Source organism: Thiobacter subterraneus (assembly GCF_055379455.1).
The window spans coordinates 1,928,697-1,951,898 of sequence record NZ_AP042402.1; the positions used below are offsets into that span (position 1 = coordinate 1,928,697).

The 23,202-nt window shown below is 66.9% G+C and carries 25 protein-coding genes and 1 tRNA gene; 14 read left to right on the plus strand and 12 right to left on the minus strand.

Annotation, left to right across the window (positions count from 1 at the left end; all coding sequences use genetic code 11):
- Position 1: 1 nt before the first annotated feature.
- Positions 2–1,855, minus strand: coding sequence for a dihydroxy-acid dehydratase (ilvD, locus tag ACZ42P_RS09585; protein ID WP_464897331.1), 1,854 nt, complete (start codon positions 1,853–1,855; stop codon positions 2–4).
- A 99-nt stretch (positions 1,856–1,954) separates the two neighbouring features.
- Between ilvD and lgt the strand changes: the two genes are divergently transcribed.
- Positions 1,955–2,731 (plus strand): prolipoprotein diacylglyceryl transferase, encoded by a 777-nt coding sequence (gene lgt, locus ACZ42P_RS09590; protein WP_464897332.1) that lies wholly within the window; start codon positions 1,955–1,957, stop codon positions 2,729–2,731.
- Positions 2,732–2,786: 55 nt separating this feature from the next.
- On the opposite strand, the gene ACZ42P_RS09595 is transcribed toward lgt, so the two are convergent.
- Positions 2,787–3,233, minus strand: a complete 447-nt coding sequence (locus ACZ42P_RS09595; protein ID WP_464897333.1) for a DsrE family protein — start codon at positions 3,231–3,233, stop codon at positions 2,787–2,789.
- 112 nt (positions 3,234–3,345) lie between these two features.
- On the opposite strand from ACZ42P_RS09595, the gene ACZ42P_RS09600 reads away from it, so the two are divergent.
- From ACZ42P_RS09600 to ACZ42P_RS09610, 3 genes are all read left to right on the plus strand, one after another.
- A tRNA-Ala gene (locus ACZ42P_RS09600) sits at positions 3,346–3,421 on the plus strand.
- Positions 3,422–3,599: 178 nt separating this feature from the next.
- Positions 3,600–3,917 (plus strand): HU family DNA-binding protein, encoded by a 318-nt coding sequence (locus ACZ42P_RS09605; protein ID WP_464897334.1) that lies wholly within the window; start codon positions 3,600–3,602, stop codon positions 3,915–3,917.
- An 81-nt stretch (positions 3,918–3,998) separates the two neighbouring features.
- Positions 3,999–4,526: a hypothetical protein gene (locus ACZ42P_RS09610; protein ID WP_464897335.1), complete on the plus strand. Its 528-nt coding sequence runs from the start codon at positions 3,999–4,001 to the stop codon at positions 4,524–4,526.
- Positions 4,527–4,545: 19 nt separating this feature from the next.
- Here ACZ42P_RS09610 and ACZ42P_RS09615 read toward each other — a convergent pair whose 3' ends face one another.
- Complete coding sequence (locus tag ACZ42P_RS09615; RefSeq protein WP_464897336.1) at positions 4,546–4,878, minus strand: tetratricopeptide repeat protein; 333 nt, start codon at positions 4,876–4,878, stop codon at positions 4,546–4,548.
- A 57-nt stretch (positions 4,879–4,935) separates the two neighbouring features.
- Between ACZ42P_RS09615 and leuS the strand changes: the two genes are divergently transcribed.
- From leuS to rng, 10 genes are all read left to right on the plus strand, one after another.
- Complete coding sequence (leuS, locus tag ACZ42P_RS09620; protein WP_464897337.1) at positions 4,936–7,521, plus strand: leucine--tRNA ligase; 2,586 nt, start codon at positions 4,936–4,938, stop codon at positions 7,519–7,521.
- A 2-nt stretch (positions 7,522–7,523) separates the two neighbouring features.
- Entirely contained in the window at positions 7,524–8,006 is a 483-nt protein-coding gene (locus ACZ42P_RS09625) for an LPS-assembly lipoprotein LptE (protein WP_464897338.1), read from the plus strand.
- A gap of 2 nt (positions 8,007–8,008) precedes the next feature.
- Complete coding sequence (gene holA / locus ACZ42P_RS09630; protein ID WP_464897339.1) at positions 8,009–9,016, plus strand: DNA polymerase III subunit delta; 1,008 nt, start codon at positions 8,009–8,011, stop codon at positions 9,014–9,016.
- A gap of 55 nt (positions 9,017–9,071) precedes the next feature.
- Positions 9,072–10,328 (plus strand): glutamate-5-semialdehyde dehydrogenase, encoded by a 1,257-nt coding sequence (locus ACZ42P_RS09635; protein ID WP_464897340.1) that lies wholly within the window; start codon positions 9,072–9,074, stop codon positions 10,326–10,328.
- A 64-nt stretch (positions 10,329–10,392) separates the two neighbouring features.
- Positions 10,393–11,052, plus strand: a complete 660-nt coding sequence (gene nadD / locus ACZ42P_RS09640; protein ID WP_464897341.1) for a nicotinate-nucleotide adenylyltransferase — start codon at positions 10,393–10,395, stop codon at positions 11,050–11,052.
- On the plus strand, positions 11,030–11,392 hold the full coding sequence (rsfS, locus tag ACZ42P_RS09645; RefSeq protein WP_464897342.1) for a ribosome silencing factor: 363 nt from the start codon (positions 11,030–11,032) through the stop codon (positions 11,390–11,392). Before nadD ends, rsfS begins: the two co-directional genes overlap by 23 nt.
- 5 nt (positions 11,393–11,397) lie before the next feature.
- The gene (gene rlmH, locus ACZ42P_RS09650) at positions 11,398–11,868 is read left to right on the plus strand and encodes a 23S rRNA (pseudouridine(1915)-N(3))-methyltransferase RlmH (RefSeq protein WP_464897343.1); all 471 of its coding nucleotides are present in this window, start codon (positions 11,398–11,400) and stop codon (positions 11,866–11,868) included.
- 2 nt (positions 11,869–11,870) lie between these two features.
- Entirely contained in the window at positions 11,871–12,476 is a 606-nt protein-coding gene (locus ACZ42P_RS09655) for a DUF2238 domain-containing protein (protein ID WP_464897344.1), read from the plus strand.
- The gene (locus tag ACZ42P_RS09660; protein ID WP_464897345.1) at positions 12,473–13,069 is read left to right on the plus strand and encodes a Maf family protein; all 597 of its coding nucleotides are present in this window, start codon (positions 12,473–12,475) and stop codon (positions 13,067–13,069) included. The genes ACZ42P_RS09655 and ACZ42P_RS09660 overlap by 4 nt, the downstream gene beginning before the upstream one ends.
- Positions 13,066–14,514, plus strand: coding sequence for a ribonuclease G (rng, locus tag ACZ42P_RS09665; RefSeq protein WP_464897346.1), 1,449 nt, complete (start codon positions 13,066–13,068; stop codon positions 14,512–14,514). The genes ACZ42P_RS09660 and rng overlap by 4 nt, the downstream gene beginning before the upstream one ends.
- Position 14,515: 1 nt before the next feature.
- Here rng and ACZ42P_RS09670 read toward each other — a convergent pair whose 3' ends face one another.
- The 9 genes from ACZ42P_RS09670 to ACZ42P_RS09710 all read right to left on the minus strand — a co-directional run bounded on the left by ACZ42P_RS09670 (position 14,516) and on the right by ACZ42P_RS09710 (position 23,114).
- Positions 14,516–15,301, minus strand: coding sequence for a hypothetical protein (locus tag ACZ42P_RS09670; RefSeq protein WP_464897347.1), 786 nt, complete (start codon positions 15,299–15,301; stop codon positions 14,516–14,518).
- On the minus strand, positions 15,298–16,443 hold the full coding sequence (locus tag ACZ42P_RS09675) for a deoxyguanosinetriphosphate triphosphohydrolase (RefSeq protein ID WP_464897348.1): 1,146 nt from the start codon (positions 16,441–16,443) through the stop codon (positions 15,298–15,300). Before ACZ42P_RS09675 ends, ACZ42P_RS09670 begins: the two co-directional genes overlap by 4 nt.
- A complete protein-coding gene (gene aroB, locus ACZ42P_RS09680; RefSeq protein WP_464897349.1) occupies positions 16,427–17,515 on the minus strand; it encodes a 3-dehydroquinate synthase in 1,089 nt (362 codons plus the stop codon). The genes ACZ42P_RS09675 and aroB overlap by 17 nt, the downstream gene beginning before the upstream one ends.
- Positions 17,496–18,062, minus strand: a complete 567-nt coding sequence (locus ACZ42P_RS09685) for a shikimate kinase (RefSeq protein ID WP_464897350.1) — start codon at positions 18,060–18,062, stop codon at positions 17,496–17,498. The genes aroB and ACZ42P_RS09685 overlap by 20 nt, the downstream gene beginning before the upstream one ends.
- Positions 18,063–18,123: 61 nt before the next feature.
- A complete protein-coding gene (gene pilQ / locus ACZ42P_RS09690) occupies positions 18,124–20,250 on the minus strand; it encodes a type IV pilus secretin PilQ (RefSeq protein WP_464897351.1) in 2,127 nt (708 codons plus the stop codon).
- A 38-nt stretch (positions 20,251–20,288) separates the two neighbouring features.
- On the minus strand, positions 20,289–20,816 hold the full coding sequence (locus ACZ42P_RS09695) for a pilus assembly protein PilP (RefSeq protein WP_464897352.1): 528 nt from the start codon (positions 20,814–20,816) through the stop codon (positions 20,289–20,291).
- Positions 20,813–21,451 carry a type IV pilus inner membrane component PilO gene (locus ACZ42P_RS09700; RefSeq protein ID WP_464897353.1) on the minus strand — a complete coding sequence of 213 codons (639 nt, stop codon included), beginning with the start codon at positions 21,449–21,451 and terminating at the stop codon, positions 20,813–20,815. The genes ACZ42P_RS09695 and ACZ42P_RS09700 overlap by 4 nt, the downstream gene beginning before the upstream one ends.
- Positions 21,448–22,044, minus strand: a complete 597-nt coding sequence (locus ACZ42P_RS09705; protein ID WP_464897354.1) for a PilN domain-containing protein — start codon at positions 22,042–22,044, stop codon at positions 21,448–21,450. Before ACZ42P_RS09705 ends, ACZ42P_RS09700 begins: the two co-directional genes overlap by 4 nt.
- Positions 22,041–23,114 (minus strand): pilus assembly protein PilM, encoded by a 1,074-nt coding sequence (locus ACZ42P_RS09710; RefSeq protein ID WP_464897355.1) that lies wholly within the window; start codon positions 23,112–23,114, stop codon positions 22,041–22,043. The genes ACZ42P_RS09705 and ACZ42P_RS09710 overlap by 4 nt, the downstream gene beginning before the upstream one ends.
- Positions 23,115–23,202 lie beyond the last annotated feature (88 nt).

Below are 23,202 nucleotides of genomic sequence, written 5' to 3' on the forward strand. Positions count from 1 at the left end.
GTCACCTCCGCTTCAGCTGGCTGACGTCACGCACCGCGCCCTTGGCGGCGGAGGTGGTGAGTGCGGCATAGGCCTCGAGGGCCGCCGAGACGATGCGCTGGCGGGCCGCCGGCTGCCAGGCCCTGGCGCCCCGCGCTTCCATGGCGGCGCGGCGGCGCGCCAGTTCCTCTTCACTCACCTTGAGGTGGATGCGCCGCTGGGGAATGTCGATCTCGATGATGTCGCCCTCTTCCACCAGCCCGATGGTGCCGCCTTCCGCGGCTTCCGGCGAGACATGGCCGATGGACAGCCCGGAGGTGCCGCCGGAAAAGCGGCCGTCCGTGACCAGGGCACACAGCTTGCCCAGCCCCTTCGATTTCAGATAGGAGGTGGGATAGAGCATCTCCTGCATGCCCGGCCCGCCGCGCGGCCCCTCATAGCGGATGATCACCACGTCGCCCGGCTTGATGCGGTCTCCCAGGATGGCCTCGACCGCATCCTCCTGGCTTTCGAAAATCCGTGCCGGCCCCGAGAAGGTGAGGATGCTCTGGTCCACCCCCGCGGTTTTCACGATGCAGCCGTCCTCCGCCAGGTTGCCGTAGAGCACGGCCAGCCCGCCGTCCCTGGAATAGGCATGGGCGACGTCGCGCACGCAGCCGTTGGCCACGTCGGTATCCAGGCTGTCGTAGCGCCTGCTCTGAGAAAAGGCCACGGTGGTGGGCACGTTGCCGGGCGCGGCCCGGTAGAACTCCAGCACCTTTTCGTCACCGGTGCGGCGGATGTCCCAGTGTTCCAGGGCATCACCCAGGCTGGCGCTGTGCACCGTGGGCACGTCCCGGTGGATGAGTCCCGCGCGGTCCAGCTCGCCCAGGATGCGCATCACACCGCCGGCCCGGTGCACGTCCTCCATGTGGTAGTCGGGGGTCGCGGGAGCCACCTTGCACAGGTTGGGCACCTTGCGCGACATGCGATCGATGTCCTTCATGGTGAAGTCAACGCCCGCCTCCCGCGCCGCCGCCAGCAGGTGCAGCACGGTATTGGTGGAACCCCCCATGGCGATGTCCAGGGCGATGGCGTTCTCGAACGCCTCGAAGGTGGCGATGGAACGGGGCAGCACGCTGGCATCGTCCCGCTCGTACCAGGCGCGCGCCAGCGCCACGATGAGGCGTCCCGCCTCGACGAACAGGCGCCTGCGGTCGGCATGGGTGGCCACCAGCGAGCCGTTGCCCGGCAGGGCCAGACCCAGGGCCTCGGTGAGACAGTTCATGGAGTTGGCGGTGAACATGCCGGAGCAGGAGCCACAGGTGGGGCAGGCGGAACGCTCCGTGATCTGCACGTCTTCGTCGCTTTCCTGGGGGTTGGCGGCCGCCACCATGGCGTCCACCAGATCCAGCTTGACCGTCTTGCCGTGCAGCACCGCCTTGCCCGCCTCCATGGGGCCGCCGGAGACGAACACCGTGGGGATGTTGAGGCGCAGGGCAGCCATGAGCATGCCCGGGGTGATCTTGTCGCAGTTGGAAATGCACACCAGGGCATCGGCGCAGTGGGCGTTCACCATGTATTCCACGCTGTCGGCGATCAACTCGCGGGACGGCAGGGAATAGAGCATACCGCCGTGGCCCATGGCGATGCCGTCATCCACGGCGATGGTGTTGAACTCCTTGGCCACGCCTCCGGCTTTTTCGATCTCGGCCGCCACCAGCTGGCCCAGATCCCTGAGGTGCACGTGTCCCGGCACGAACTGGGTGAAGGAATTGGCGATGGCGATGATGGGCTTGTCCCAGTCGGTTTCCTTCATGCCGGTGGCGCGCCACAGGGCGCGCGCGCCGGCCATGTTGCGGCCGTGGGTGGTGGTCCAGGAACGATAGCGGGGCATGGTCTTCTCCAGAGACGTGGACGCCCGCAGCTGCGGGCGTCGGCGGGAAAGGCTAGTTCAGTATAATCGCCGATTCTAAACAAAACCGGCCCCCCCTGCATGTTGGTCCATCCCCAGTTCGATCCCGTCGCCCTCCATCTCGGTCCCCTGGCCATTCGCTGGTACGGGCTCATGTATCTGCTCGCCTTCGTCTTCGTGCTGCTGCTGGGGCGCTGGCGTATCCGGCACCAGCCCTGGACCGGCTGGAACGAAAAGATGCTGGACGACGTGCTCTTCTACGGCGTGCTGGGTGTGGTGCTGGGCGGCCGCCTGGGCTACGTGCTTTTCTACAAGCCGGCGGAGTACCTGGCCGATCCCGTGGCCATCCTGCGCGTCTGGGAAGGGGGCATGAGCTTCCACGGCGGCTTTCTCGGCGTGGTGCTGGCCGTGCTGATCTTCGCCCGGCGCCATCATCTGCCGTGGCTGGCCGTCACCGATTTCATCGCGCCGCTCGTGCCCCTGGGACTGGGTGCCGGCCGCATCGGCAACTTCATCAACGGCGAGCTGTGGGGCCGTCCCGCGAACGTGCCCTGGGCCATGATCTTTCCCCAGGTGGACGCCACGCCGAGGCATCCCTCCCAGCTCTACGAATTCGCCCTGGAAGGCCTGGCCCTGTTTGCCATCCTGTGGTGGCTCGCGCGCCAACCCCGGCCGCGGGGCACGCTGTCGGCGGCCTTCCTCCTGGCCTACGGCAGCTTCCGCTTCCTGGTGGAATTCACCCGCGAGCCGGACCGCTTCCTGGGCACCCTGGCTCTTGGGCTGTCCATGGGGCAGTGGTTGTCGCTGCCCATGATCGTGGCGGGACTTGTGCTTTTGGTCTGGTCGCGCCGCGCCTGACAGCGGGCAGGAGAAAGCCGGCGCGAGGCCGGCTTCTTTGGTGAGGCAGGTGCCTTCAGGGACGAATGTACGTCCAGCCCGCGCGCTGTTTCTCGCCGATTTCCAGCACGCCGGCCTTGACCACACCCACGCCCGGCACCAGGTCTTCCTTCTGCACCTTCATGCCCTTCATGGTGTTGCCGCAGGCCACCACTTTCACCCCATCCTTGAGGGCATCCTGGATGCGGTTGGCCACTTCCGACTCCGCCTTGAGCATGTTCAGCCCCGGCCCGTAGGCCACGATTTCCACCTCGGCCTTATCCGCCCCCAGATCCTTCTGTACGTTCTTGGCGTTGTTGAGGGCAAGGTTCCATTTCGCCGGATCATTGTCGCTGACCTGGATCACGAATCCCGGCTTTTCCGGTTTCGCCGCCTGCTGGGCGCAGCCGGCGAAGGCCAGCACTGCCAGCGCAACGAAAAACGACCGCGCAACGCGGCCCGCCCAAGTGTGATGGTTTTGCATGGTTGTCTCCTGTTCGATCAAGCGCCGACCTGGCGCGGCTCTTATCCTACCAGAGGACACGGCCCTGCCATTTACGCCCGCCCCCTTTGCCCCTAAAATGGCGCCTTCGCGTGGGGCGGTAGCTCAGCTGGGAGAGCGTCGCGTTCGCAATGCGAAGGTCGGGAGTTCGATCCTCCTCCGCTCCACCATCATTTCCAAAGCCGGCCTGGTGCCGGCTTTTCGTTTCGGGCGTTTCTGTGGGCAACGCGCCCACCCGCTCCGGGGGTGTGCGGAATCCCTTGTTTTTAGGCTGCCGGGGCTTGTATCCCGCTTTCGCTGTGCTAGCATTGGCCCAGCGCTTTTTCCCCCAACCCACAAGGAGACAATATGGCCAAGGCCGCTGCACCCGCGAAAGCACCCACGAAGACCGAAATCATCGCCCACATCGCCCAGGAAGCCGGCATCACCAAGAAGCAGGCCGGTGCCGCGCTGGCCGCGCTCCAGAGCATGGCCGGCAAGGCCCTGAAAAAAGGCGGCGTGTTCATGATCCCGGGCTTCGTGAAGGCCAAGGTGGTGGTGAAGCCCGCCACCAAGGCGCGCAAGGGCATCAATCCCTTCACCAAGGAGGAGATGGTGTTCAAGGCCAAACCCGCCCGCAAGGTGGTCAAGGTCCAGGCTCTCAAGACCCTCAAAGACATGGTCTGAGTCGCCAGGCCGGGCGACAGGAACGCCGGGACCCAGCGGGGTGCCCCGGCGTTTTTGTTTGCGGCATGCCGTGGGGAAGTCATGAACCGCCGGGTAATGGGGATCGTTCTGTTTGCGCTTCTGGCGGCCTGCGCGACTCCGCCGCGCCACCAGACCGTCAAGGAATACGTGGCGCCGCCAGCGGCCCAGGCGTGTGTGGACGACTGCGTACGCCGCCGCGAGACTTGCCAGGCGGATTGCGCCCAACGTTATCAGGCCTGTCGTGACACCCTGCTGCCGGAGGCGCGTGCCCGGTACATGCAGCGTCTGGAGGCGTATCAGAAGGCTTTGGCCGATTACCGTTGGGAGCTGGAACGCTACCGCCTGGAGCTGATGCTGGGCTGGGGGTACTGGCCCCCCTACTGGGGATGGTGGGGTGGGGTGCCCCCCTTTCCGCCACCGCCACCGCCTGCGGCGCCCACCCTGGAGCAGGAGCTGGAACGCCTGAGCCGGGAACGCTGCGACCACGACTGTGGCTGCGAGACAGCCTATGATGCCTGCTTTAAGGCCTGCGGCGGCATCATCCGCCATGAGACCCGCTGTGTCGCCGGCTGCGGGGCCAAACCGTGAGGCGGGGTTTCCGGCGCCCTCAGCCGCCGGCGAGGGTCTTCTCGATGCGCCGGGCGAATACCGTCATTTCCTTGGCCGCCTGCTTGTCGCCCTTTTTCTCCGCGGCCTCGATGCCCTGGCGGTAGGCAGCGAGCGCATCCTCGAGTTGGCCTGCCTGGGCCAGGGCCTTGCCCAGGAGCTTCCAGGCGGCGGAATAACCCGGGTCGAAGGCGACTGCCGCGCGCAAATGGGTGACGGCCTCCAGGGGGCGGTCGAGTTTCAGATACTCGTTGCCCAGACCGAAGCGCAGCAGGGCGTTGTCCTTGCCGCTTGCCAGCATTTTTTCCAGGTTTTCCAGGGCGGGGCTCACCATGGCGGGGTTTCCCTGCGGGTATAATCCGCGTTTCGCACCAGACATTTAAGCGGACCCATGCAGCCCCATTATTCCCCCCGCGAGATCGAAGCTCAAGTCCAGGCCGAGTGGGAGTCCTCCGGCGCCTTCATCGCCCGCGAAGATCCAACCAGGCCCAAGTACTACTGCCTGTCCATGTTTCCCTATCCTTCCGGGAAGCTGCACATGGGGCACGTGCGCAACTACACCATCGGCGATGTGCTGGCACGCTTCCACCGCATGCGGGGCTACAACGTGATGCAGCCCATGGGTTGGGATGCCTTCGGCCTGCCCGCGGAAAACGCGGCCATGGCCAGTGGTGTCGCGCCCGCGCGCTGGACCTACGACAACATCGCCTACATGAAGCAGCAGCTCAAGCGTCTGGGCTTCGCCATCGACTGGACGCGCGAGGTGACCACCTGCCGGCCCGAGTATTACCGCTGGAACCAGTGGCTGTTTTTGCGCATGCTGGAAAAGGGCATCGCCTACCAGAAGACCGGCCTGGTCAACTGGGACCCGGTGGACCAAACCGTGCTCGCCAACGAGCAGGTGATCGAGGGGCGCGGCTGGCGTACCGGCGCCGTGGTGGAAAAGCGCGAGATTCCCATGTATTACCTCGCCATCACGCGCTATGCCGAAGAGCTCCTCGCCGAGCTGGATCATCTGCCCGGCTGGCCCGAGCAGGTGAAGCTGATGCAGAAGAACTGGATCGGCAAGAGCCACGGGGTGCGGGTGGGCTTTCCCTACACCCTGCCGGATGGCGGCCGGGACGTCCTGTGGGTGTTCACCACCCGCGCCGACACCCTGATGGGCGCGACCTATGTGGCGGTGGCGGCGGAACATCCCCTGGCGGCCCAGGCGGCGCGCCGGGACGCGCGGCTCGCCGCCTTCATCGAGGAATGCCGCAAGGGGGGCGTGACCGAGGCCGAGATCGCCACCCAGGAAAAGAAAGGCATGCCCACCGGCTTCAGCGTCACCCATCCCCTCACCGGCGAGGCGCTGCCGGTGTGGGTGGCCAACTACGTGCTGATGGGCTATGGCGAAGGCGCGGTGATGGCCGTGCCGGCCCACGACGAGCGCGACTACGAGTTCGCCACCAAGTATGGTTTGCCCGTCCGGGTGGTGATCGAGCCCCTAGCGGGCGGTCCCGCGCCCCTGCCCTTCGTGGAACACGGGCGCTGTGTCAATTCCGGCAGGTACGACGGCCTCGGCTTCGAGCAGGCGGTGGATGCCATCGCTGCCGATCTCGCCGCCCGGGGGCTCGGCGAGAAGAAAGTCACCTGGCGCCTGCGCGACTGGGGCATTTCCCGCCAGCGCTACTGGGGCACGCCCATTCCCATCATCCATTGCGAAACCTGCGGCGAGGTGCCGGTCCCGGATGACCAGTTACCCGTGCTGCTGCCGGAAGACCTGATTCCGGACGGCTCGGGCAATCCGCTGGCGAAGAGCGAGGCCTTCCTGCGCTGCACCTGCCCGAAATGCGGCAGGCCTGCGCGGCGCGAGACCGACACCATGGACACCTTCGTCGACTCCTCCTGGTATTTCCTGCGCTACTGCAGCCCGGATGCGCAGACCATGGTGGATGCCCGCGCCGACTACTGGATGCCCGCGGACCAGTACATCGGCGGCATCGAGCATGCCATTCTGCATCTGCTCTACTCCCGTTTCTGGACCAAGGTCATGCGCGACCTGGGCCTGACGCGCCTATCCGAGCCGTTCGCGAATCTGCTCACCCAGGGCATGGTGCTCAACCACATCTTCTTCCGCAGGACGGAGAAGGGGGGCATCACCTATTTCGCGCCGGACGAGGTGGAGGTGCGCCGCGACGAAAAGGGCGCCATCATCGGCGCGGTGGCGCGCGCCGACGGCCAGCCGGTGGAATACGGCGGCATCGGCACCATGTCCAAGTCCAAGAAGAACGGCGTCGACCCCCAGGCCCTGATCGACCAGTACGGCGCCGACACCGCGCGGCTGTTCATGATGTTCGCCGCGCCCCCGGAGAATACCCTGGAGTGGTCCGATGCCGGTGTGGAGGGGGCCTGGCGCTTCCTCAACCGGCTCTGGAAACTGGTGTATGCCCATGTGGAAAAAGGCGTGGTGCCCGCCTACGCCGGCGGGGAACTTCCACCCGCCCTCAGGGAGCTGCGCCGCCAGGTGCACGCCACCCTGCAGAAGGTCACGGACGACATCGGCCGGCGCAAGACCTTCAACACCGCCATCGCCTCGGTGATGGAACTGGTGAACGCCCTCGGCAGGGTCACGGACGATTCGGCGCCGGCCCGGGCGGTGATGCAGGAGGCGCTGGAACTGGTCGCCCACATGCTCTGGCCCATCGTGCCCCACATCTGCGAAGCCCTTTACCGCGAACTGCGTCCCGGCGCGAGCCTCACCCATGCCCGCTGGCCGGAGCCCGATGCCAGCGCCCTGGTGCAGGAGGAAATCGAGCTGGTGGTGCAAGTGAACGGCAAGCTCCGGGGCCAGATCCGGGTGCCGCGCGAGGCGGACCGGGAGACCATCGAGGCCCTGGCCCGCGCCAATCCCAACGTCCAGAAGTTCATCGCCGGGCAGGCCATCCGCAAGGTGGTGGTGGTGCCGGGCCGGCTGGTGAACATCGTGGCGGGATGATCATGCTGCGCCGCGCCCTCGGCCTGAGCCTGCTGCTCCTGCTCGCCGCCTGCGGTTTCCAGCTGCGCGGCGCGGCAACCTTGCCCTACCAGAGCCTCTACATCGAAAACGCCGGCCCGGAAATGGGGGTGGAGCTGGCGCGCGCCATCCGCACCAGCGAAACCCGCGTGGTGGAGGACCCGGCCCAGGCCCAGGCCGTGCTCCAGGTCCTGTCCCAACAGCGGGAGAAGCAGATCCTCTCCATCAGTGGCGCGGGTCGTGTGAGCGAATACCGGCTCCTGTACCGCGTCGCCTTCCGCGTGCGCGATGCGGCAGGCAGAGAACTGCTGCCTGTGCAGACCATCGAGCTGCGGCGCGAGCTCACCTATGACGCGTCGCGCGCCCTGGCCAAGGAGGCGGAGGAAGCCCTGCTCTACCGCGACATGCAAAGCGACGCCGTGCAGCAGATCGTGCGCCGGCTGGCCGCCGCCCGCCCGGCCCGCTAGCCATGCAGGTGCGGGCGGCCGACCTGCCCCGGCATCTCGCGCGCGGGCTTGCGCCCCTCTATGTGATCACGGGGGACGAGCCCCTCCTGGTGATGGAAGCGGTGGATGCCATCCGCGCCGCGGCGCGCGCCCAGGGCTATGGCGAGCGCGAGGTGCTCACCGTGGAAGGCGGCTTCAAATGGAGCGAGCTCGCCGCGCGGGCGGGAAGCCTGTCCCTGTTCGCGGCACGGCGCCTGCTCGAATTGCGCATTCCCGGTGGCAAGCCCGGCGTCGAGGGCGGCGCCGCGCTGGAAGCCTATTGCGCCGCCCTGCCGCCGGACACCCTGACCGTGGTCACCCTGCCCCGTCTGGACCGGCGGGCAGCCCAAGCCGGCTGGTTCCAGGCGCTGGCCTCGGCGGGCGTGGTGGTGGACGTCGCCCCTGTGGAGCTGGATCGGCTGCCGGCCTGGCTTGCGGAACGCCTCGCGCGCCAGGGGCAGAGCGCGGACGAGGAGACCCTGCGCTTCCTGGCCCAGCAGGTGGAGGGCAACCTCCTCGCCGCCCATCAGGAAATCCAGAAGCTTGGCCTGCTCTATCCGCCGCGCCGCCTGAGCTTCGAGGAGGTGAGCGAGGCGGTGCTGGATGTTTCCCGCTACGATGTGTTCCAGCTGGCCGATGCCATGCTGTCGGGAGAAGTGGCCAGGCTCGCGCGCATTCTGGATGCCCTGGCGGCGGCCGGAGAAAAGCCGGTGCCGGTGCTGGGGGTGCTCACCTGGGCCATCCGTGGCCTCACCCGCGCCCGCGCGGCGCTGGACGGGGGCGCGGGCTGGGATGCCGCGTTGCGGGAAGGCGGTTTCTGGGGCCCCCGCCGGGCGCTTGCGCAACGGGCCGTGGGCAAACTCACGGCGGCCCAGCTGGCCGCTGCCCTGGGACACGCGGCGGAAGTTGATAGAATGAGCAAGGGCCTGGTGCCGGGGGACGTGTGGGACGAGCTGCTGCAGCTCGCTCTGCGCATCGCCCGGCCGGCCTGAGGGACTTCCGCCAAGGCGCCGGGCCTTGCCAGAGGTTTCTTCGGAAATTCGTGGGATGGACATCAAACAGTACATGAAACAGGTGGGTCAGCAGGCCCGCGCCGCCTCCCGTGCCATGGCCCGGGCAGACACCCAGGCGAAGAACCGGGCGCTCCTCACCATGGCCGCGGCCATCGAACGGGATCAGGAAAAACTCCTTGCCGCCAATGCCCGCGACCTGGAACGGGCGCGCGCCGCCGGGCTGGATGCGGCGCTCCTGGACCGGCTCGCCCTGAGTGCCAGGGCGGTGGCGGCCATGGCGGAGGGGCTGCGCCAGATCGCCGCCCTGCCGGATCCGGTGGGCAGCATCACCGACCTCAATTACCGGCCTTCGGGCATCCAGGTGGGACGCATGCGCGTGCCCCTGGGGGTGATCGGCATCATCTACGAGGCGCGCCCCAACGTGACGGCGGACGCCGCGGGGCTGTGTCTCAAGAGCGGCAATGCGGCCATCCTGCGCGGCGGGTCGGAAGCCATCGAGTCCAACCAGGCCATCGCCGCCTGCGTGCGCGAGGGGTTGAGCGCCGCCGGCCTGCCGGAAACGGCGGTGCAGGTGATCGAAACCACGGACCGGGCCGCGGTGGGCGAGCTCATCACCATGAAGGAATACGTGGACGTGATCGTGCCCCGGGGCGGCAAGGGCCTGATCGAGCGGCTGATCAACGAGGCGCGCATTCCCGTGATCAAGCACCTGCACGGCGTGTGCCACGTCTATATCGACGACCGGGCCGATCTGGACAAGGCGGTGAAAATCGCCGACAACGCCAAGACCAGCCGCTACGGCACCTGCAACACCATGGAAACCCTGCTGGTGGCGGAGGGCGTGGCCCAGGCGGTGCTGCCGCGCATCGCCCGGATCTATGCCGAAAAGGGTGTGGAAATGCGCGGTTGCGACAAGTCCCGCGCCATCGTCCCGGAAATGAAGCCCGCCACCGAGGAAGACTGGAGCACGGAGTATCTCGCGCCCATCATCGCCATCCGCGTGGTGCCGGATCTGGACGCGGCCATCGAGCACATCAACACCTACGGCTCCCAGCACACCGACGCCATCGTCACGGAAGACTACAGCCGGGCGCGCCGCTTCCTGCGCGAGGTGGATTCCAGCTCGGTGATGGTGAATGCCTCCACCCGCTTCGCCGACGGCTTCGAATACGGCCTGGGCGCCGAGATCGGCATTTCCACTGACAAGATCCACGCACGCGGCCCCGTGGGCCTGGAAGGCCTCACCTGCCAGAAGTTCGTGGTGCTGGGCGACGGCCAGGTGCGGACGTGACTCCTCCCGGCGCCCGGCATCGCGGCAGCACGCGCCGGCCAGAGGCGCTGGCCCCGCGTCCTTCATGATCGGCATCCTCGGCGGCACCTTCGATCCCATCCACTACGGCCACCTGCGCCTGGCCCAGGAGGTGGCGGAGGGCGTGGGGCTTTGCGAGGTCCGCTTCATTCCCACCGGCAGTCCCTGGCACCGCAGCACGCCCCGCGCCGCGGCCGGGCATCGGCTGGCCATGGTACGCCTAGCCTGTGCCGGCAACACCCTGTTCTCCGTGGACGAGCGGGAAGTGGCCGGCAACGCGCCGGGCTACACCGTGGACACGCTCGGCGCCCTGCGCAGCGAACTGGGCCATGAGCGCTCCCTGTGCCTGATCCTGGGGGCGGATGCCTTCCTCGGGCTCACCACCTGGCACCGCTGGCCTCTGCTGTTCGATCTGGCCCATCTGGTGGTGGCGCAACGCCCCGGTTGCCCCCCCCTGGACGGGCATCCGGGTCTGCCGCCGGCCCTGGCCGCGCAATGGCGCGCGCGCCGCGTGGCCGATGTCACCTTCCTGGCCAAGGCCCCGGCCGGCTGCATCTACCTGCAGACCATCACGGCCCTGGACATTTCCGCCACCCGCATCCGTGCCGAACTGGCGGCGGGCCGCACCGCCCGCTATCTGCTGCCGGATACCGTCCTGGATTACATTCACCGAAACCGACTCTATGAACGAAGCCCCCAACAGTGAAACCCTGCGCCAGGTGGCCGTGGCCGCCCTGGAAGACATCAAGGCCCGGGACATCGTGGTGATGGACGTCAAGCAGCTTACTTCCATCGCCGATTTCATGATCGTGGCCAGCGGCGAGTCCGCGCGCCAGACCAAGGCTCTCGCACGCAACGTGGTGGAAAAGGCCAGGGCCGCGGGTGCCCAGGTCATGGGTGTGGAGGGCGAGGAAAGCGGCGACTGGATCCTGGTGGACCTGGGCAGTGTCATCGTCCACATCATGCATCCGGCGGTGCGCGCCTACTACAACCTGGAAGAGCTCTGGGGCGCCTCGCCCAGCCGGGCACGGGGAAGGGTATCTTAGAGCCCATGCGCCTGGCGATCATCGCGGTGGGTCAGCGCATGCCGGACTGGGTGCAGGAGGGCTTTGCCGAATACCGGAAACGCATGCCGCGCGAGGCCCGCATGGAGTTGATCGAGATCCGTCCGGAAAAGCGCGACGGCGGACGCAGCACGGAGCAGGTGCTCGAAGCGGAAGCCGCGCGCATCCAGGCCGCCCTGCCGCGCGGGGCACTGCGGGTGGTGCTGGACGAGCATGGCCAGGCTTTCACCAGCCAAAGCCTCGCCGTGAAGCTGGACGAATGGCTCGCCAGCGGGCGCGACGTGGCCTTCGTGATCGGTGGCGCTGATGGCCTCGCCCCGGCGATCAAGCGCCAGGCCGATCTCACCTGGTCCCTCTCGTCCCTGACCCTGCCCCACGGGCTGGTGCGTGTGCTGGTGGCGGAGGCGCTCTACCGCGCCATGACCATCCGCCAGGGTCATCCCTATCATCGCGAGTGAGCATGGGCCTGCTATGGTTCGGCCTCTATGCCGGGGTGCTGATCTGGTCTGCCATTGCGCCCCGGGACTATTTCACCTGGTTTCTGGAGGTGCTGCCGGCGCTCGTCGCGCTGCCGCTGCTGGTGGCCACACGCCGGCGCTTTCCCCTGACGCCGCTGGCCTACTGGTTGATCCTGGCCCATGCCGTGATCCTCATGGTCGGCGGACACTACACCTACGCCCAAGTGCCGCTGTTTGACTGGCTGCGCGAGGCCCTGGGCTGGCAGCGCAACAATTACGACAAGGTGGGGCATCTGGCCCAGGGCTTCGTCCCCGCCCTGCTGGCACGGGAGATCCTGGTGCGGCTGCGCGTCGTGCGTGGCCGGGGCTGGCTCAATTTCCTGATCCTCTGCTTCTGCCTCGCCCTGAGCGCGGCCTACGAGCTCATCGAATGGGGCGTGGCGCTGGCCTCCGGGGACGCCGCCGGGGCCTTTCTCGCCACCCAGGGCGACCCATGGGATACCCAGTCGGACATGGCCTTTGCCCTGCTGGGCGCGGGGCTGGCCCTGCTCGGCCTGGCGCGCCTCCATGACCGGCAGCTCGCGCGCCTGGCGAAAGGCCAGCCATGAAGCGGCCCGCGCCCGTCGTCTATCTCGCCTCCGCCTCGCCGCGCCGGCGCGAGCTTCTGCACCAGCTGGGCATCGCCCACCGGGTGCTGGTGCCGGACGTGAATGAAGCCCCTTTGCCGCGGGAAACGCCGGAGCAGCAGGTGCGCCGGCTGGCGCGCATCAAGGCCGAGGTAGGCGCGATGCGCGTGCTGGAACGGCGGCTGAAGCCCCTGCCGGTGCTGGCGGCGGATACGGTGGTGGTGCTGGGCCGGCGTGTCCTGGGCAAGCCGGCCGACGCCCAGGAAGCGGCGGCCTGGCTTGCGCGCCTGTCGGGCCGCCGCCACCGGGTGCTCACCGCGGTGGCCGTGATGTTTCGGGGTAAACTCCAGCTTGCCCTGTCGGAGACCCAGGTGGTGTTCCGGCGCCTCACCCAGGCCGAGATCGAGGCCTACGTGGCCAGCGGCGAGCCGCTGGACAAGGCCGGTGCCTATGGCATCCAGGGTCGGGCGGCGGCCTTCGTGCGCCGCATCGAGGGCAGTTACACCGGGGTGATGGGCCTGCCCCTGTTCGAGACGGCCCGGCTTCTGCAAAAGGTGGGCATCCGCATACCGTGAGCGAAGAGATCCTGATCAACGTCACGCCCCAGGAAACCCGCGTGGCCGTGATGCAGCAGGGCGTGGTGCAGGAACTGCACATCGAGCGCGCCTCGAGCCGCGGCCTGGTGGGCAACATCTACCAGGGACGGGTGGCGCGCGTGCTGCCCGGCATGCAGTCGGCCTTCGTGGAAATCGGCCTGGAACGCGCCGCCTTCCTGCATGTGGCGGACATCTGGCAGCAGAAACCCCAGGAGGGGCGGCCCATCGAGAAAATCCTGCACGAGGGCCAGACGCTTCTGGTGCAGGTGATCAAGGACCCCATCGGCACCAAGGGCGCTCGCCTCTCCACCCAGGTGAGCATCGCCGGGCGGCTGTTGGTCTATCTGCCCCAGGAGACCCACATCGGCATCTCCCAGCGCATCGAGGACGAGCAGGAACGGGAGCTCCTGCGGGAGCGGTTGACCCATCTGCTGCCGGCGGATGCCCGCGGCGGCTACATCGTGCGCACCAGCGCGGAGACTGCCACCGAGACCGAACTCGCCGCCGACATCCAGTACCTGCAGCGCATCTGGCAGGGCATCGAGGAAAAGGCGCGCAGCGCGCCCCCCCAGACCCTGCTCTACCAGGAACTGGACCTGCCCCTGCGTGTGCTGCGGGATTTCGTCCACGACGACACCGCGCGCATCCTGGTGGATTCCCGCGAGACCTATGCCCGCATGCAGGCCTTCGCCGGCAGCTATGTGGCCAACGTCGCGCCGCGCATCGAGCATTACCAGGGCGAGCGGCCCCTGTTCGATCTCTACCAGGTGGAAGCGGAAATCGAGAAGGCGCTCTCGCGCAAGGTGGAGCTCAAGTCCGGCGGTTATCTCATCATCGACCAGACCGAGGCCCTCACCACCATCGACGTCAACACGGGTGCCTTCGTGGGGGGGCGCAACTTCGACGACACCATCTTCAAGACCAACCTGGAGGCGGCCCATGCCATCGCCCGCCAGCTGCGGCTCAGGAATCTGGGGGGCATTATCATCATCGACTTCATCGACATGGACAACGCGGAACACAAGGCGGCGGTGCTGGACGAGTTCCGCAAGGCGCTGGCGCGCGACCGCACGCGCATGACGGTGAACGGCTTTACGGCCCTGGGGCTCGTCGAGATGACCCGCAAGCGCACCCGGGAAAGCCTGGCCCACGTCCTGTGCGAGCCCTGTCCTGTCTGCCAGGGACGGGGCGAGCTCAAGACCGCCCAGACCGTGTGCTACGAGATTCTGCGCGAACTCCTGCGCGAGGCGCGCCAGTACAACGCGCGGGAATTCCGCATCCTCGCCTCGCAGCCGGTGATCGACCTGTTCCTGGACGAGGAATCCCAGAGCCTTGCCCAGCTCGCCGACTTCATCGGCAAACCCATCTCCCTCCAGGTGGAGAACCAGTACACCCAGGAGCAGTACGACATCGTGCTGATGTGATTCAGCGGGAACGCAGGTCCCGTTCCAGCACCAGGGTGAGGCCGGCTTCGGTTCCGGCAGCGGCCGGCTCCGGGACGGCTGCCTGCGCCGTGGGGGGCGGGGGGGCCGGCCGGCTGGCCGCGGGTGCCGGCGGGCTCACGATGGGGCGCGTGGGCGGTTCCGGCAGGGGAGGCGGGGTCCACAGGACGTAGATGAGGCCGCCGCCCCCGGCGAGCAGCAGGAGCACCGTGGGCCAGAAGGGATTGGCCAGCAGCCCGCTGCGGTTGAGGGCCAGCCGATGGGTGATGCGCTGGGACAGGGGCGCCAGGCGCCGGGCCTTCAGGCGCCGCCACAGGCGGTGGCTGCCGGCCAGCACGATGCTCACGGGGTAGTTGCTGAGCTGGCGCACGGCTTCCAGGGTTTCGTCTTGGTAGCGGTCCGCAGCCTCGCACAGGAGAACGAAGCGGCCCCGCGGTGCGGGCTGCATCAGCCGCCGCCCGATACGCGCCGCCAGCGGCAGGCGCTCCTCGCCGTCGGCGGGCAGTTGCAGCTGCGCGGCCAGCGCGCCATGGAATTCCGTTGGCGGCAGGGGCGCCTTGATGCGCAGCAGGGTGCCCCGGCGGGAAATGCCGTGACAGAGATCCGCCAGAAAGCCGCTCATGCGGCCGTCCATCCTGCCCGTCACCACCACGATGTGCCGGTCCTGGGCCAGCAGTCCCGCCACCCCGTCGGCGATGCTGGGGGGAATGTCCTGGTCATAGGCGTGGGTGGATAGGAACCGGGCCGGATCGAGGGTGGTGGCGCTCATATCTCCTCGACCGAGAACAACCGGTGATATTCCTTCATGGCGTAACGGTCGGTCATGCCGGCGATGTAGTCGGCGATGGCCCGCGCCTTGTCCCGCCGGGCTTTCTCCTGGTGTTCCGGCGGCAACAGACGGGGATCGTCCATGAAGGCCTCGAACAGGGCAGTGATGATGCGCCGCGCCTTGCGGCTCATGCGGTTGACCCGGTAGTGCTGATAGAGACGGGTGCGCAGGAACTGCTTGAGTTCCTGCTGCTCGGCGCGGATGGCGGGGCTGAACCCGATCAGCGGCGGCGCCGCGCGCACCTCCTCGATGGAGGCAGGCGCCACCTCGGCAATGTTGCGGCTGCTGTTTTCCACCAGGTCCAGGATCAGGGTGTTGATCATGCGCCGCACGGTCTCGTGGATCACGCGCCGGCCGGTGAGCTGGGGATAGCGCCGCCTGACTTCCTCCAGGTGGCGCGCGAACACCGTCACCTCCGACAGCTCCTCCAGGGTGATGAGCCCGGAGCGCAGGCCGTCGTCCACGTCGTGGTTGTTGTAGGCGATCTCATCGGCGAGATTGGCCACCTGGGCCTCCAGGGAAGGCTGGCGCCGGTCAAGGAAACGTTCGCCCACATCCCCCAGCTCCTGGGCCTTCGCCGGGGAGCAATGCTTGAGGATGCCCTCGCGGGTTTCGAAGGTGAGGTTCAAGCCATCGAATTCCGCATAGCGTTCTTCCAGCACATCCACCACGCGCAGGGACTGGAGGTTGTGCTCGAAGCCGCCGTAGTCCCGCATGCAGGCGTTGAGGGCATCCTGGCCGGTGTGTCCGAAGGGCGTGTGGCCCAGGTCGTGGGCCAGGGCGATGGCCTCCACCAAATCCTGGTCCAGGCGCAGGCTGCGCGCGATGGCGCGGCCGATCTGGGCCACTTCCAGGCTGTGGGTGAGACGGGTGCGGAACAGGTCGCCTTCGTGGTTCACGAACACCTGGGTCTTGTATTCCAGGCGGCGGAAGGCGGTGGAGTGGATGATGCGGTCGCGGTCGCGCTGGAATTCGGTGCGGCCTGCCGGCGCGGGTTCTGGGTAGCGGCGGCCGCGGCTCTTGGCCGGGTCGGCGGCATAGGGGGCGCGTTCCCCCGCCGGATAGTCAGAGGGGTGCGACATTTTCCCGGAGGGTTGCGGCGAGCAGGGCCTCGGGCACGTCGGCGGTGACCACGGCCTCGCCCAGGCGCCTGAGCAGGACGAAACGCACACGGCCCCCCTCGACCTTCTTGTCCAGCCCCATCAGGGCCTGGTAGCGGGCCACACCCAGATCGGGTGCACGGTCCGGCAGGCGCGCCCGGCGCACCAGGGCACGCACCCGTTCCACGTCGTCCGGCGTGAGCCAGGAAAGACGCATGGACAGATCCGCCGCCAGCACCATGCCCGCCGCCACGGCCTCGCCGTGCAGCCACACGCCGTAGCCCAGTCCCGCCTCGATGGCGTGGCCGAAGGTGTGGCCCAGGTTGAGGATGGCGCGCACGCCACCCTCGCGCTCGTCGGCCGCCACCACCTCGGCCTTGTTGCGGCAGGAACGCAGGATGGCGAAGGTGAGGGCCTCCCCATCGCGGGCGAGCAGGCGTTCCATGTTGGCTTCCAGCCAGGCGAAGAATTCGGGATCGCGGATGAGGCCGTACTTGATCACTTCCGCCAGACCCGCGGAGAGTTCTCGGTCGGGCAGCGTCTGGAGCGTGTCGGTATCGGCCAGCACCAGGCGCGGCTGGTAGAAGGCGCCGATCATGTTCTTGCCCAGGGGATGGTTGATGCCGGTCTTGCCTCCCACCGAGGAGTCCACCTGGGCAAGCAGCGTGGTGGGCACCTGGATGAAGGGCACGCCCCGCAGATAGGTGGCTGCGGCAAAGCCGGTGAGGTCACCGATGACGCCGCCCCCCAGGGCGATCAGGGTGCCCTTGCGTTCCATGCGCGCTGCCAGCAGCGCGTCATAGATGCGGCCCAGGGTGTCGGCATTCTTGTATTGCTCCCCGTCCGGCAGCTCGATGGGCAGCACACTCACGCCCGCACCTTCCAGGGTGGCGCGCAGGGTATCGAGATAGAGGGGCCCGACCGTGGTGTTGGTCACCACCGCCACGCGGGGCATGGGCAGATGGGGCAGGATCAGCTCGGCGCGCCTGATCAGGCCCGCACCCACGTGGATGGGATAGCTGCGCTCGCCGAGCTCAACCGTGAGTGTTTGCATGGGCGGTGGGAGCAGCCCGGAGGGCCGCCAGTTTTTGTTCGATCTCGCGCACCACCTGGTGCACGCTGTGCGGGCCCGAGGTGACGATGATGTCGGCGATCTCGCGATAGAGGGGATCCCGCTCATTCAGGAGTTGCGCAAGTTTCGCGCGGGGATCGGCGGTCTGCAGCAGGGGCCGGTTGCGGTCATGGCGGGTGCGCGCCCAGAGGTCGTCCACGCTCGCCTGGAGATAGATCACGATGCCGTTGTCGGCCAGGGCCGCGCGGTTCTCCGGCCGCAACACCGCTCCGCCGCCGGTGGCCAGCACGATGTCGCGGCGCGTGACCAGCTCCCGGAGCAGATCCGCCTCCCGGCGCCGGAAGCCTTCCTCCCCCTCCAGCTCGAAGATCACCGGAATGCGCACCCCCGTCCGGGCCTCCAGCTCCTGGTCGGCGTCGATGAAGGTCTTGTTGAGGTGACGCGCAAGCAGCCGGCCCACCGTGGTCTTGCCGGCGCCCATCAACCCCACCAGAAACAGATTGCCCGTCATCGCTTTTGCAGCACCCATGACGGGCAATTCTAGCGGAAAAGCCCCGCCCTCCCAACGGAAGGGCGGGCCTGTGCGGGACTCAGCGCAGGTTCAGCGATTCCTTGAGGATGCGCGGGGTGACGAAGATCAGCAGCTCCGTCTTGTTGTCCTGCTTGCTGGTGTTGCGGAACAGATGACCCAGCACGGGAATGTCGCCGAACAGGGGCACCTTGGTGATCCGCTCCGACTCGTCCTGGGTGTAGATGCCGCCGATGGCCACGGTGCCGCCGTTTTCCACCAGCACCTGGGTGCTGATCTGCTTGGTGTCGATGGGCGGCACCCCTGCCACGATGCGGTCGAAGTTGGGCGAGTCCTTGTTGACTTTGATGTCCATGATCACGTTGTCATCGGGCGTGATCTGAGGCTTCACCTTGAGGGAGAGCACCGCCTTCTTGAACTGCACCGCGGTGGCGCCGCTGCTGGTGGCCTGCTGGTAGGCAATTTCCGTGCCCTGCTCGATGGTGGCTTCCACCTGGTCGGCGGTCACCACCCGCGGGTTGGAGATGATCTTGCCGCGGCCATCGGACTGCAGGGCGGTGAGCTCCAGGTTGAGGAAACGTCCCGCCCCCGCCCGGAACAGGGTCAGGGCGATGCTGCCCGGGTTGAAGCCGGCCACTTTGGCGGCCGCCATGTTCACGTTCAGGAACTGGGGCACCGTCGGGGCATCGGCGATCTGCCCGGTGTGATAACCGGTATCCTCAAAGCTGCCACCGGGGACGACCCGGGTTTTGCTGCCGCTGCTCACGGGGATGTAGCTGTCGGTGTAATGCACCCCCAGCCGGGCACCCAGGTTCTTGGCGAAGCTGTCCTGGGCCTCGACGATGCGCGACTCGATCATCACCTGCTTCACCGGTACGTCCACCTGATCGATCAGGCGGCGGATCTCCTCCATCTTGGAGGGGGTGTCCTGGATGAACAGGGTGTTGGTGCGCGGGTCGATCACCGCGCTGCCCCGCTTGGACAGGATGCGCTGCTTCTCGTCGGTCAGAACCTTGACGAAGTTTTCCGCCCGCTGGAAGCGCAGGTGGAAGGTCTCGGTGTGCAGCGGCTCCAGGTCCAGGATCTGCTGCTTGGCCTCGAGCTCGAGTTTTTCCTTGGTGGCGAGCTCATCCGTGGGGGCGATCCAGATCACGTTGCCATTCTTGCGCATGGACAGCCCCCGGCTTTGCAGGATGATGTCCAGTGCCTGGTCCCAGGGCACGTCCTTGAGACGCAGGGTCAGGTTGCCGGTGACCGTGTCGCTGGTGATGATGTTGAGTCCCGTGAAATCGGCGATCACCTGCAACACCGCCCGCACTTCCACGTTCTGGAAATTGAGGGACAGCTTCTCGCCGGTGTAGCGCTTGCCGCGCACCAGACGGGCAGGATCTTCCTGCACCGGCTTGATGTCCACGATGAACTGGCGGTCGGCCTGATAGGCGGAGTGCTCCCATTCACCCTTGGGTTCCACCACGATGCGCGCGGTGCTGCCCTGCTGGAAGGTGTCCACGGTGAGCACCGGCGTGCCGAAGTCCGTCACGTCCATGCGCCGCTCCAGGTTCCTGGGCACGGTGGTGTTGAGCAGGTCGATGACCAGGTTCTTGCCCTGCTGCCGGATGTCGATGCCCACGTTGGGATCCGACAGGTCCACCACCACGCGCCCCTCGCCGGCACGGCCGCGCCGGAAGTCCACGTCGCGGATGCTATGGCCGCTGGTGCCGCGGTCCTCGGCGAAGTGGGTGGTGCGGGTGGCCACGGTGGCGGATGGCGCGACGCCCTGCAGGGCGATCACCAGGGTATTGCCCTCGATGGTGGTGTCATAGGGGGTGTTGCGGGCGAGGTTGAGCACGAGTCGGGTCTTTTTGCCCGACTGGACCACGTTCACGCTGCGCAGGGCCCCTTCGCCCACGTTGATGGTGCTCTTGCCCAGGGCATTGGCGGTGTCAGGGAAATCCAGGGCGATGCGCGGCGGATTGTTGATGGTGAAGCCCGCGGGCGGATTGGCGAGGGGCTGTTTCAGTCCCACCTTGAGCAGGAGCTTGCCGCCCTGGAGCACGGTGTAGTCAATGGCGGTGATGCTGTTGCTGGCCGCCTCTTCGCTGTCCTGGGCCAGGGCGAGGGGCGCGAGCATCATCCAGAGGCACAGGGCCGCGACGTGCTTGAGGGGGAGAAGGGTCCGTATGCTCATAGTGCACCTCTGAGGTTTCATCTCGGGTTGGTTGCGGGCTATTTCTTCGCCGGTTGGGCGGGCTCTTCGCTCAGGGTGAGCGAGGCGGGGCGTTCGATCCAGTCGCCGCCGCTGTCCTGCACGATTTCCGTGAGCTTCACTTCGTTTTCCGTCACCTGGGTGATGATGCCGAAGTTCTGCCCCAGGTGATTGCCGGGTTTGACCCGGTAGAGACTGTTGTCCGGCGTCTTGATGATGGCGTAGGTCACCTTGCCCTGGCTCAGCGTGCCCACCATCTTCAGGCTTTCCAGCGGATAGTTTTCCAGGGCCTCCTTGGGCCGGTTGAAGTCCGGCGCGAGCCCGCCGCCACCGCTTCCTTTCGGCGGTTCCAGCTTGCGGGGTTTGAAGGGATCCGGCAGATCCATGGCCTCGTAGGTGAAGGGCTCATAGGGCTTCACCTCCGGCAGGGGCGCAACCTTGCCGCGCAGGTCCTTGCCGGCGTTCTTCACGAACTCGCGGGGATCGTCCGTGCCGCCGCCGCAGGCGGTGAGCAGGAGCGGCAGGCAGAGCATGACCAGGCGTCTCATTTGCGGCCCCCTTTCTGCTTGGCCTCGCGCTGGGCCTTGCGCTGGGCGGCGAGCTCTTCTTCGTCCAGGTAGCGGTAGGTGACGGCAGTGGCTTCCATGACCAGCTTGCCGTCCTTGCCCGGGTAGATATGGATGTCCCGGAGATTGACGATGCGCGGGAGCTGGGCGACGTCACTGGCGAAGCGCCCGAGGTCGTGGTAATCGCCCGTGACCTTAATGGCGATGGGCAGCTCGGCGATCTCGCCCTTGATGGTCTCCTGGCCGGGCTTGAACAGTTCGAACTCCAGGCCGCGGCCGAGCCCCGCCTGGTTGATGTCGGTGATCAGGGCATCCATCTCCGCCTTGTTGGGCAGCTGCCGCACCAGGGCGCCGAAGGACTGCTCCACCTCCGCGAGCTGCTGGCGATAGAGGTCCAGGTTGACCGCCTGTTTTTTCTTGTCCAGGAATTCGCTGCGCAGCTTCTGCTCCTCCTGGCGTGCCCGGTCCAGGTTGGCGAATGCGTCGCTCCACACCAGGAAATAGCCGGCGGTCACGATCAGGCCGAACAGGATCACCATGGCGGCGATCTTGAAGGGCACCGGCCAGATGCCGATTTCCCGGAGGTTGAGCTTGTTGATGTCGTCGACCAGGCTCATGACCGCTTATCCTTGGCAGGGGTGTCCGTCTTTGCCTCGCTGCCGGCAGCCTGCGGCGCGGACAGCGTGACATCGAGGGAAAACTCGTTGGCCCGCACGTTGTTGACCGTGACCGCCTTGATCTCCACCAGGTGCGGGTTTTCCAGCCAGGGCGAGGCGTCCAGGTTGCGCATCAGGGTGGAGACCCGGGCATTGGACTGGGTATAGCCCTGGATGCTGACCTTCTGCCCGGTCTGCTTGATGTCCTTGAGATACATGCCGGGCGGCAGCTGGCGTACCATCTGGTCCAGCAGACGCACGGCGGTGGCGCGCCCTGCCTGCAGCTCCTCCACGACCTTCTTGCGGTCGAGCATGAGCTGGGTCTTCTCCTTCAGGCTTTTGATTTCCTGAATGTCCTTGTCCAGCTTGGCGATCTCGGATTTGAGATAGCGGTTGTTCTCTTCCTGGCGCTCGATCATGGCGCCGATGACCAGGGAACCGGCAAACACCGTGAGCACGCCCAAGATCGCCACCCCCACCGAGATGACGATCATCTGCTGCTGGCGCGCCTTGCGCCGGGCTTCCCGGTGGGGCAGGAGGTTGATGCGGATCATTGGTCGAACCTCCGCATGGCCAGACCGCAGGCCACCAGCAGGGCCGGCGCATCAATGGTGAGCTGGCGCGGCTTGATGCGCGAGGACAGCGCCATGTTCGCGAAGGGATTGGCGATCATGGTGCTCACCTGGGTGCGGTTGGCGACGATCTCGTCCAGCCCCGGCAGCATGGCGCAGCCGCCGCCGAGCAGGATGTGGTCCACATGGCTGAACTGGCTGGAGGAGAAGAAGAACTGCATGGCGCGCGCCACTTCCAGCGCCAGAGTGTCCATGAAGGGCTGCAACACTTCCGCCTCGTAGTTTTCCGGCAGGCCGCCCTGGCGCTTGGCCATTTCGGCTTCCTCGGCGGAGAGGCTGTAGCGGCGCTGGATTTCCTGGGTGAGCTGGTTGCCGCCGAAGGTCTGCTCGCGCAGGTAGATGGGCTGGTTGTCGTGCACCACGTTGATGTGCATCATGGAGGCGCCGATGTCCACGATGGCCACCGTCTGCTGCCGGCCGCCGTTGGGCAGCTGCTGGGCGATGAGTCCATAGGCGGTGAGGGTGGCATAGGCATCCACGTCCATCACCACGGCCTTGAGCCCCGCGCTCTCCGCCGCGGCCACGCGGTCTTCCACCTTTTCCTTGCGGGCGGCGGCGATGAGGACTTCCACTTCCTCCGGCCCGCTGGGCGCCGGCCCGAGCACCTGGAAATCCAGATTCACTTCGTCCAGGGCGAAGGGAATGTACTGGTTGGCTTCCGCCTCCACCTGCACTTCCAGCTCTTCCTCGCGCAGGCCGGCGGGTGCGATGATCTTCTTGGTGATCACCGCGGCCGAGGGCAGCGCCAGGGCCACGTTCTTCACCCGCGTGCCCATGCGCTTCCAGGCGCGGCGCAGGGTTTCCGCCACGGCGTCCAGATTCATGATGTTGCCATCGGTCACCGCGTCTTTGGGCAGCGGCTCGATGGCATAGCGCTCCACGCGGTAGAGGTTTTTGCCAGCCTCCTCGATCTCCACCATCTTCACCGCCGAGGAGCTGATGTCCACGCCGATGAGGGGAGGCGACTTGGCCTGAAGGAGGTTCGATAGCAAGGCGGAAATCCCTTTCTGTTGGGGCTGGTTAGGGGACTTTATAATAGTTTTGGTTTAAATCCTAGCAACAAGCATTTAGGGTGTAAAG

Coding starts and splice junctions, on each gene's coding strand:
- ACZ42P_RS09705 (WP_464897354.1), bottom strand. CDS start 22,044: ATGATCCGCATCAACCTCCTGCCCCACCGGGAAGCCCGGCGCAAGGCG.
- ACZ42P_RS09685 (WP_464897350.1), bottom strand. CDS start 18,062: ATGGGTGCTGCAAAAGCGATGACGGGCAATCTGTTTCTGGTGGGGTTG.
- ACZ42P_RS09605 (WP_464897334.1), top strand. CDS start 3,600: ATGGCCAAGGCCGCTGCACCCGCGAAAGCACCCACGAAGACCGAAATC.
- ACZ42P_RS09615 (WP_464897336.1), bottom strand. CDS start 4,878: ATGGTGAGCCCCGCCCTGGAAAACCTGGAAAAAATGCTGGCAAGCGGC.
- holA (WP_464897339.1), top strand. CDS start 8,009: ATGCAGGTGCGGGCGGCCGACCTGCCCCGGCATCTCGCGCGCGGGCTT.
- ACZ42P_RS09655 (WP_464897344.1), top strand. CDS start 11,871: ATGGGCCTGCTATGGTTCGGCCTCTATGCCGGGGTGCTGATCTGGTCT.
- ACZ42P_RS09660 (WP_464897345.1), top strand. CDS start 12,473: ATGAAGCGGCCCGCGCCCGTCGTCTATCTCGCCTCCGCCTCGCCGCGC.
- rsfS (WP_464897342.1), top strand. CDS start 11,030: ATGAACGAAGCCCCCAACAGTGAAACCCTGCGCCAGGTGGCCGTGGCC.
- ACZ42P_RS09675 (WP_464897348.1), bottom strand. CDS start 16,443: ATGTCGCACCCCTCTGACTATCCGGCGGGGGAACGCGCCCCCTATGCC.
- leuS (WP_464897337.1), top strand. CDS start 4,936: ATGCAGCCCCATTATTCCCCCCGCGAGATCGAAGCTCAAGTCCAGGCC.
- pilQ (WP_464897351.1), bottom strand. CDS start 20,250: ATGAGCATACGGACCCTTCTCCCCCTCAAGCACGTCGCGGCCCTGTGC.
- ilvD (WP_464897331.1), bottom strand. CDS start 1,855: ATGCCCCGCTATCGTTCCTGGACCACCACCCACGGCCGCAACATGGCC.
- rlmH (WP_464897343.1), top strand. CDS start 11,398: ATGCGCCTGGCGATCATCGCGGTGGGTCAGCGCATGCCGGACTGGGTG.
- nadD (WP_464897341.1), top strand. CDS start 10,393: ATGATCGGCATCCTCGGCGGCACCTTCGATCCCATCCACTACGGCCAC.
- ACZ42P_RS09700 (WP_464897353.1), bottom strand. CDS start 21,451: ATGAGCCTGGTCGACGACATCAACAAGCTCAACCTCCGGGAAATCGGC.
- ACZ42P_RS09625 (WP_464897338.1), top strand. CDS start 7,524: ATGCTGCGCCGCGCCCTCGGCCTGAGCCTGCTGCTCCTGCTCGCCGCC.
- ACZ42P_RS09695 (WP_464897352.1), bottom strand. CDS start 20,816: ATGAGACGCCTGGTCATGCTCTGCCTGCCGCTCCTGCTCACCGCCTGC.
- ACZ42P_RS09595 (WP_464897333.1), bottom strand. CDS start 3,233: ATGCAAAACCATCACACTTGGGCGGGCCGCGTTGCGCGGTCGTTTTTC.
- ACZ42P_RS09635 (WP_464897340.1), top strand. CDS start 9,072: ATGGACATCAAACAGTACATGAAACAGGTGGGTCAGCAGGCCCGCGCC.
- aroB (WP_464897349.1), bottom strand. CDS start 17,515: ATGCAAACACTCACGGTTGAGCTCGGCGAGCGCAGCTATCCCATCCAC.
- lgt (WP_464897332.1), top strand. CDS start 1,955: ATGTTGGTCCATCCCCAGTTCGATCCCGTCGCCCTCCATCTCGGTCCC.
- ACZ42P_RS09670 (WP_464897347.1), bottom strand. CDS start 15,301: ATGAGCGCCACCACCCTCGATCCGGCCCGGTTCCTATCCACCCACGCC.
- ACZ42P_RS09610 (WP_464897335.1), top strand. CDS start 3,999: ATGAACCGCCGGGTAATGGGGATCGTTCTGTTTGCGCTTCTGGCGGCC.